We start from the raw sequence: 7,073 nt of genomic DNA, 5'->3' as shown, positions 1-7,073 counted from the left end.
CCTTGACGCCGCAGGTCTTGGCCCAGTTCAGCAGCCGTGTGAGGGCGTGCCGTACCTGGGCGTCGCGGTGATCCCGGGTACCGGACAGGTCGTAGAAGAAGCGGTGGGATCGGCCCCTGGCTGCCGTTCCAGATGCTGGCGATGGGCTGGTTCACGATGGGCGCGGGCCTGCTTCCCGGCCGGGCCCGCCTCGGCGGCCGGGGCGAACTGGCGCTGCTCTCCCTCTACGGCTTCCTCGCCGCCTTCGCCTACGGGACGGCGATGAATCTGGCGGGCTGGCCCTTCATGGGCACGCTGGCCTCGGGCATCGCCTTCGACCCGGACGCGGCGGTCCCGGCCAACCTGGCCCGTTTCGTCGCGTACTGCGTGGCGACCTCGCTGGGCTGGGACCTGGGGAGGGCGGTCGTGACCGTCGTCCTGACGCTGACCGTGGGTCCGGCGGTCCTGCGCGCCCTGCGCCGGGCCACCCGCCGGGCTGCCTTCGAGGCGCCCGTCACATTCGACGCGCCCGCTCCGTGAACCCCCGTACGCCCGCTGTCACACGATCACGCTTGAACGGTGAAGCACCCCACATGACTCACATCACCTACTAACCCCTCTAGTGGTGCATATCGGACGCCATGTCCACGCCATCAGGGCCTCTGACCTGCGCTTTGAGAGCCAGGTCACACAAACGACGTTCGACCCAAGTACGGCCACAACTAGCAAAAGGGGTCTTTGCGGACGGTTTCCGATCCTGCTTCTCTGGATGACGTCGCACGGCGCCGACAAGCCCCCGGGCCTCGGCGCCGACGCATGCAGCCACCTACCGCACCTCACGCGGAGCGGCCACGCACCGCGTGACTCCCGTATGCAGGCGACCACCATGTCCCCGAAGAAAAAGGTTCTCCGTGTCCGTCTCCGTCATCCGCCGCATCGCCAGCCCGAAGAAGGCCATCACCACCGTCGCCCTGGCCGCCGCCACCGCCGGCATCGCCATGACCGCGGCGCCGGCCCACGCGGCCACCGTGACCAGTGCCTCCCAGGCCCAGGCGATCGCGCACAAGATGATCCCGGACGCCGGTCAGTACAACGCCTTCGCCAACATCGTGAAGCACGAGAGCAACTGGAACGTCAGCGCCACCAACTCCTCCTCCGGCGCCTACGGCCTCGTCCAGGCCCTCCCCGGCTCCAAGATGGCCTCGGCCGGCTCCGACTGGAAGACCAGCGCCGCCACCCAGATCAAGTGGGGTCTGGACTACATGAACTCCCGCTACGGCAGCCCGGCCGCCGCCTGGAACTTCTGGCAGGCGAACGGCTGGTACTGAGCCACGCCCACGGCATGACCCCATGAGGCGGCGGTCCCCCATCCCGGGGGCCGCCGCCTTCGCCGTTTCTCCGTACCGGCGTGGTCCACTGAGCCGATGACCACCGAGCCCCCCGCGAAGGACCCCGAGGCACGCGGCGCGCGACTGACTCCCGTCCTGCTCGTCCTGACCGGGGTCAGCGGTCTGATCGACGCGATCAGCTATCTCGGTCTCGGCCATGTCTTCACCGCGAACATGACGGGCAACGTCGTGGTCCTCGGGTTCGCCGCCGCGGGCGCCCCCGGCTTCTCCGCCCGCCACACCGCCACCTCCCTGGCCTTCTTCCTCGCGGGCGCGGCGACGGGCGGCCGGGTCGTACGGCGGGTCGGCGACGGCTCCCGGCGCGCCCGGGCCCGGGTCACGTTCGCCACCGAGGCCGTCCTGCTGTCCGCCGCCGCGGCCGTCGCCCACGTCACCGCCGAGCACGGCCGGATCAGGATCTACGTGGTCATCGCCCTCACCGCGTTCGCGATGGGCCTGCGCAACGCGATCGTCCAGAAACTCGCCGTACCCGCCCTCTCCACGACCACCGTGCTGACCATGACCCTGACCGGCCTGGCCTCCGACTCGCACGCGGGCGGCGGCTCGGGCAGCCACTCCTTCCGTCGTACGGCGGCCGTGATCGCGATGTTCGCCGGAGCGGTCCTGGGCGCGGCCCTGGTCCTGCACCACGACATCGCCCTCCCCCTCCTCGTCGCGGCGGCGACCTCGGCGGTGCTGGCACTGGCGGCCTCGGGCAGGGGGTGAGCCGCCCGCCCCGCGGGAGCTGTCCGGTCTCGTGACCCCGCCCCGCGGGACCTATCCGGTCTTGTGACGCTGATAGTGGCGGGCGACCCGCATCCGGTTGCCGCAGCGGGTGGCCGAGCACCAGCGGCGGCGCGGATGGGTGGGCAGGAAGAGCATCACGCAGTCGTCGGCCTCGCACTTCCGGATCCCGGTGACGGCCGGATCGGCCAGCAGGTGGGCGGCGGCCTCGGCGAGACACGCGGCCAGCCGGACGCCCGGTGCGCCGTCGCGGCGGCGGCCGACGGCCACGGCCGCCCCGTCCCACACCAGTTCATCGATCGCGGGCGCGGCCCGTTGCGCCCGGTTGAGCGCCTCCAGGTCGGCGGACGGGGGCCGCTCCCCCCGCCGGACGTGATCCAGGGCCCGGGCGACGGGCTCCCGTACACCGCGCACGGCGTCCAGATCCGCGGCCCCCACCTCCGCAGGCACCGCCTCGGGGAGCCGGTCGGCCTCGAGTTCCCACCAGGCCAGCAGGTCGCGCGGGGTCGTCAGCAGATCACCCGCGGCCGACAGCGTGTTGACGAGGTCCAGCGCGAGCGGTTCGCCGGTGAGCGGCACGAGATCACTCATACCGCTAATGCTACATCGACAGATTGACCCGTTAGCCGATCCGGCGGTACGGTCCCTTCATGTACCTAACGCATGAACCGGCAATGGAAGGATTAGCAATGCTCGCCTCTCCCGCCCGCACCCTCCACCGCCACCTCGACGTCGACGGCGTTCGCGTCTTCTACCGGGAATCCCTCCCCGACGACCCCGACGCGCCCGCACTCCTGCTCCTGCACGGCTTCCCCTCCGCCTCCCACCAGTTCCGCCGCCTCATCGACGTGCTCGGCGGGCGCTACCGGCTGATCGCCCCGGACTACCCCGGCTTCGGCCACACGGAGACCCCCGAGGGCTTCACCCACTCCTTCGACCGGCTGGCCGACGTCACGGAGGGCTTCCTCCAGCGCCTGGGTCTGGACCGCTTCGTGATGTACGTCTTCGACTTCGGCGCCCCCGTCGGCTTCCGCATCGCCGAACGCCACCCGGACTGGATCGCCGGCCTGGTCGTACAGAACGGCAACGCCTACGAGGACGGCCTCTCGGACGCGGCCCGCGACCTGATCGCCCTGACCCCCGAGACCCCGGGCGCCGAGAACGCCGTACGGGACCTGCTCACCCTCGCCGGCACGCGCGGCCAGTACGAGACCGGCGTGCCCGACCCCGAGCTGATCGCCCCGGAGGGCTGGACCCTCGACCAGCACTTCCTGGACCTGCCGGGCCGCAAGGAGGCCCAGAGCGCGCTGCTCTTCGACTACCGCTCCAACGTCGAGCGGTACGACCGCTGGCAGGCATGGCTGCGCAAGCACACTCCGCCCACGCTGATCGTCTGGGGCCGTCACGACCCCTTCTTCGCCGAGGCCGGGGCCCGCGCCTACCTGCGCGACCTGCCCGACGCCGAACCGCACCTGTTCGACACCGGGCACTTCGCGCTCGAAACGCATCTGCCGGAGATCGCCCCGCTGATCGCGGACTTCCTGGACCGGGTCAGCCGGCGCTGACGCGCAGCTCCTTCACCCCGTTGATCCAGGCCGACCGCAGCCGGCGCGGATCCTCGACGAGCCGCAGGCCCGGCAGGGCGTCGGCGACGGCGTTGAAGATCAGATCGATCTCCAGGACGGCGAGCGACTTGCCGAGGCAGAAGTGCGGCCCACCGCCCCCGAACCCGAGATGGGGATTGGGATCCCTCAGCACATCGAACTCGTCGGGCCGGTCGAACACCTCGGGGTCGTGATTGGCGGAGGCGTAGAAGATCCCGACCCGGTCGCCCTTCCTGATCTGCTTGCCGCCGAGTTCGGTGTCCTGGGTGGCGGTGCGCTGGAAGGAGACGACGGGGGTGGCCCAGCGCACGATCTCCTCGGCGGCGGTCTCGGGGCGACGCTCCTTGTAGAGCTCCCACTGCTCGGGATGGGTGAGCAAGGCGTGCATCCCGTGCGTGATGGCATTGCGGGTCGTCTCGTTCCCGGCGACGGCCAGCATGAGCACGAAGAAGCCGAACTCGTCGGAGTTCAGATTCCCCTCGTCCTCGGCGGCCACGAGCGTCGACACGATGTCATGGGCGGGACACCGCTTCCGTTCGGCGGCCATGTTCATGGCGTACGAGATCAGCTCGGCGGCGGACTGCTGGCCGACCTCGGCGGTGATGGCGTACTCGGGATCGTCGTACGCGATCATCTTGTTGGACCACTCGAAGATCTTGGCCCGGTCGTCCTGGGGGATGCCGATCAGCTCGGCGATGGCCTGCAGGGGCAGCTCACAGGCGACGGAGGTGACGAAGTCGAAGGGGCCGTCGTGCGCACGGGCGCCCTCGGCGATGTCCCGCGCCCGCTGCCGCAGCCGCTCCTCCAGCCCCCTGATGGCCCGGGGGGTGAACCCGCGCTGCACGATCTGCCGTACGCGCGTGTGCTCGGGCGGATCCATGTTGAGCATGATGAACCGCTGGGCGTCGATCGACTCCCGCTGGATGTGCTCGTTGAAGCGGATGATCGCGGTGTTGAGATAGGAGGAGAAGATCTCGGGGTGCGTGGACACGTACTTCACGTCCGCGTGCCGGGTGACGGCCCAGTACCCCTCATCCTGGAAACCGGCGACATTGCCCGACTGCGGGATCCAGCGGACCGGTTCGGCACGGCGCAGCTCGGTGAACTCCGGTAGGGGCACACGGTGTTGCAGCAGGTCGGGGTCGGTGAAGTCGAACCCGTCGGGAAGCGCTGGACAGGGCATCGGCAGCTCCAGCCAGAGGGCAGCTTTTCTGACGGTTCATCAGAAACAGATTGCCGCGACGGTAGTTCAGACCATCGAAGGCTGCAAGACCCTTGCGGTGACGCACATCACGTCCGCAGACTGCTCGGAAGAACTAGAACACGTACTAGTTCCTCGGAGGAGGATCCGCACCCATGGCCGCCGAACCCGTGATCGTGGAAGCAGTCCGCACCCCCATCGGCAAGCGCGGCGGCGCGCTGGCCAACCTTCACCCCGCCTACCTCCTGGGCGAGACCTACCGTGAGCTCCTCGGCCGCACCGGCATCCCCGCCGACGCGGTCGAACAGATCGTCGGCGGCACGGTGACCCACGCCGGCGAACAGTCCATGAACCCGGCCCGCACGGCCTGGCTGACCATGGGCCTGCCCTACGAGACCCCGGCCACGACGGTCGACTGCCAGTGCGGCTCCTCGCAGCAGGCGTCGCACATGACGGCGAACATGATCGCGGCAGGCGTCATCGACGTCGGCATCAGCTGCGGCGTCGAAGCCATGTCCCGGGTCCCGCTCGGCTCGGGCTCGAAGCACGGCCCGGGAAAGCCGTTCCCGGAGGAGTGGAACGTAGACCTGCCGAACCAGTTCGAGGCGGCGGAACGCATCGCGCGCCACCGGGGCCTGACGAGGGAGGACGTCGACGCCCTGGGCCTGCTGTCGCAACAGCGAGCCGCCGTGGCCTGGTCGGAGGAACGCTTCAAGAAGGAGACGTTCGCGGTCCAGGTCCCCACCACCGAGGAGGAACAGGCGTCCGGCCAGGGCATGTGGCGCCTGGTCGACCGGGACGAGGGCCTACGGGACACCACGACCGAAGCCCTGGCCGGCCTCAAACCCATCATGCCCACCGCCGTCCACACGGCCGGCAACTCCTCCCAGATCAGCGACGGCGCGTCGGCGATCATGTGGGCGTCGAAACGGATGGCGAGGGCCCTGAAACTGAAGCCGAGGGCCCGGATAGTCGCCCAGACCCTGGTCGGCGCGGACCCGCACTACCACCTGGACGGCCCGATCGACGCGACGAGGGCGGTCCTCGGCAAGGCGGGCATGTCCCTGAAGGACATCGACCTGGTCGAGATCAACGAGGCGTTCGCGTCGGTGGTGCTGTCCTGGGCCAAGGTCTTCGACCAGAACCTCGACAAGGTCAACGTCAACGGCGGCGCGATCGCCCTGGGTCACCCGGTCGGCTCGACGGGCGCCCGCCTGATCACCACGGCCCTGCACGAACTGGAGCGCACGGACAAGGAGTTCGCGCTCATCACGATGTGCGCGGGGGGTGCGCTGGCGACGGGAACGATCATTCAGCGGCTGTAGTCCAGGCGAGGAAGGCCGAGAACGCGGCGGGCCGGAGCGCGAGGATCGGTCCCGCCGGGTTCTTGGAGTCACGGACGGCGACGGTGGAGGGGGTCTCGGCGATCTCGACACAATCACCGCCCTGGTCACCGCTGTAGGACGACTTACGCCAGGTGGTCTCCATAGCGCTCCTCCATCACCCGTCGGATCAGCTCCGCCGAATCCCTGAGCGAGAGTGCGGCGGCCCGTAGATGCAATCTCCACGACGCCACCCACACTGTCCCACCACGAAGAATCAGCCGCCGATGGGACACCTGGTTAGACCAAACCCGGAAAGGCCGCCTGAAGTGGAGGGGAAGATTACCCTCCCATCCCGCCGAATCCGATTGCATACGCCTCATTCTCCAAACGGATTTGAAACAGCTACTCCATCCGATACCAGGTGGCTCGGGCCTGCACTGACGGCGGAGAAGCCTTGATTTGGGCCAGCCCCCACGCAGTGTAGTCACCTATACCTGAGGAACCGCACCCTTTCATTGAACGCGCAAGCGATACTGGATCATCGACATCATCCAGGTTGAAGTAGATTTGCACGCCGCTCTTCGCATCGATGGCTTCCTGGAAGGCCTTCGTCCAGTTCTGACTGTCGGGCCAGTCCGTATACATCTTGACCCCGATCCGATCAGCGGAATCAGCAAGCACAAACGGATTGTCTGCAGTCTCAGTGAAGCCCAAAGCGATGGACGGTGGGCATTCATTGAGGTCTTTCAGCGTTGCCGCTCCAGGGTGAGGACCGCTGCTGCGATTGACGTCATTCGATTCGGGCTGCATCGGGCTCTGCGGAAGATCCGCC

At 68.6% G+C, this 7,073-nt stretch carries 7 protein-coding genes and 3 pseudogenes; 5 read left to right on the top strand and 5 right to left on the bottom strand.

Annotated features, from left to right (window positions below):
• Window positions 1-99: 99 nt before the first annotated feature.
• From ABZ464_RS51760 to ABZ464_RS51750, 3 genes and pseudogenes are all read left to right on the top strand, one after another.
• Window positions 100-519: pseudogene (locus tag ABZ464_RS51760) on the top strand (ECF transporter S component); the annotation flags it as partial.
• Between the two features lie 371 nt (window positions 520-890).
• Complete coding sequence (locus ABZ464_RS51755; RefSeq protein WP_359289962.1) at window positions 891-1,307, top strand: transglycosylase SLT domain-containing protein; 417 nt, start codon at window positions 891-893, stop codon at window positions 1,305-1,307.
• 96 nt (window positions 1,308-1,403) lie between these two features.
• Window positions 1,404-2,093 carry a YoaK family protein gene (locus tag ABZ464_RS51750; protein ID WP_359289960.1) on the top strand — a complete coding sequence of 230 codons (690 nt, stop codon included), beginning with the start codon at window positions 1,404-1,406 and terminating at the stop codon, window positions 2,091-2,093.
• Between the two features lie 51 nt (window positions 2,094-2,144).
• On the opposite strand, the gene ABZ464_RS51745 is transcribed toward ABZ464_RS51750, so the two are convergent.
• Entirely contained in the window at window positions 2,145-2,702 is a 558-nt protein-coding gene (locus tag ABZ464_RS51745) for an ABATE domain-containing protein (protein WP_359289958.1), read from the bottom strand.
• A 98-nt stretch (window positions 2,703-2,800) separates the two neighbouring features.
• Here ABZ464_RS51745 and ABZ464_RS51740 point away from each other — a divergent pair, with 98 nt between their 5' ends.
• Entirely contained in the window at window positions 2,801-3,676 is an 876-nt protein-coding gene (locus ABZ464_RS51740; RefSeq protein ID WP_359289956.1) for an alpha/beta hydrolase, read from the top strand.
• Here ABZ464_RS51740 and ABZ464_RS51735 read toward each other — a convergent pair.
• Entirely contained in the window at window positions 3,663-4,898 is a 1,236-nt protein-coding gene (locus ABZ464_RS51735; protein WP_359289954.1) for a cytochrome P450, read from the bottom strand. The two genes, ABZ464_RS51740 and ABZ464_RS51735, sit on opposite strands and share 14 nt — an antisense overlap.
• Before the next feature lie 173 nt (window positions 4,899-5,071).
• On the opposite strand from ABZ464_RS51735, the gene ABZ464_RS51730 reads away from it, so the two are divergent.
• On the top strand, window positions 5,072-6,241 hold the full coding sequence (locus ABZ464_RS51730) for a steroid 3-ketoacyl-CoA thiolase (protein WP_359289952.1): 1,170 nt from the start codon (window positions 5,072-5,074) through the stop codon (window positions 6,239-6,241).
• On the opposite strand, the gene ABZ464_RS51725 is transcribed toward ABZ464_RS51730, so the two are convergent.
• The 3 genes and pseudogenes from ABZ464_RS51725 to ABZ464_RS51715 all read right to left on the bottom strand — a co-directional run.
• The gene (locus tag ABZ464_RS51725) at window positions 6,225-6,404 is read right to left on the bottom strand and encodes a DUF397 domain-containing protein (protein WP_359289950.1); all 180 of its coding nucleotides are present in this window, start codon (window positions 6,402-6,404) and stop codon (window positions 6,225-6,227) included. The genes ABZ464_RS51730 and ABZ464_RS51725 overlap by 17 nt on opposite strands.
• Window positions 6,385-6,474: pseudogene (locus ABZ464_RS51720) on the bottom strand (XRE family transcriptional regulator); the annotation flags it as partial. The pseudogene ABZ464_RS51720 and the gene ABZ464_RS51725, both read right to left, overlap by 20 nt.
• Before the next feature lie 513 nt (window positions 6,475-6,987).
• Window positions 6,988-7,073: pseudogene (locus tag ABZ464_RS51715) on the bottom strand (IS5/IS1182 family transposase); the annotation flags it as partial.

It is taken from the genome of Streptomyces sp. NPDC005820 (genome assembly GCF_040630255.1).
Lineage (GTDB): Bacteria > Actinomycetota > Actinomycetes > Streptomycetales > Streptomycetaceae > Streptomyces.
The sequence above is the reverse complement of the archived record's forward strand: the minus strand, read 5'-3'. Positions and strand labels throughout refer to the sequence as shown.

Excerpts from the sequence above, each read along its gene's own strand:
- ABZ464_RS51740 (WP_359289956.1), top strand. The coding sequence starts at position 2,801 with ATGCTCGCCTCTCCCGCCCGCACCCTCCACCGCCACCTCGACGTCGAC.
- ABZ464_RS51735 (WP_359289954.1), bottom strand. The coding sequence starts at position 4,898 with ATGCCCTGTCCAGCGCTTCCCGACGGGTTCGACTTCACCGACCCCGAC.
- ABZ464_RS51725 (WP_359289950.1), bottom strand. The coding sequence starts at position 6,404 with ATGGAGACCACCTGGCGTAAGTCGTCCTACAGCGGTGACCAGGGCGGT.
- ABZ464_RS51730 (WP_359289952.1), top strand. The coding sequence starts at position 5,072 with ATGGCCGCCGAACCCGTGATCGTGGAAGCAGTCCGCACCCCCATCGGC.
- ABZ464_RS51750 (WP_359289960.1), top strand. The coding sequence starts at position 1,404 with ATGACCACCGAGCCCCCCGCGAAGGACCCCGAGGCACGCGGCGCGCGA.
- ABZ464_RS51745 (WP_359289958.1), bottom strand. The coding sequence starts at position 2,702 with ATGAGTGATCTCGTGCCGCTCACCGGCGAACCGCTCGCGCTGGACCTC.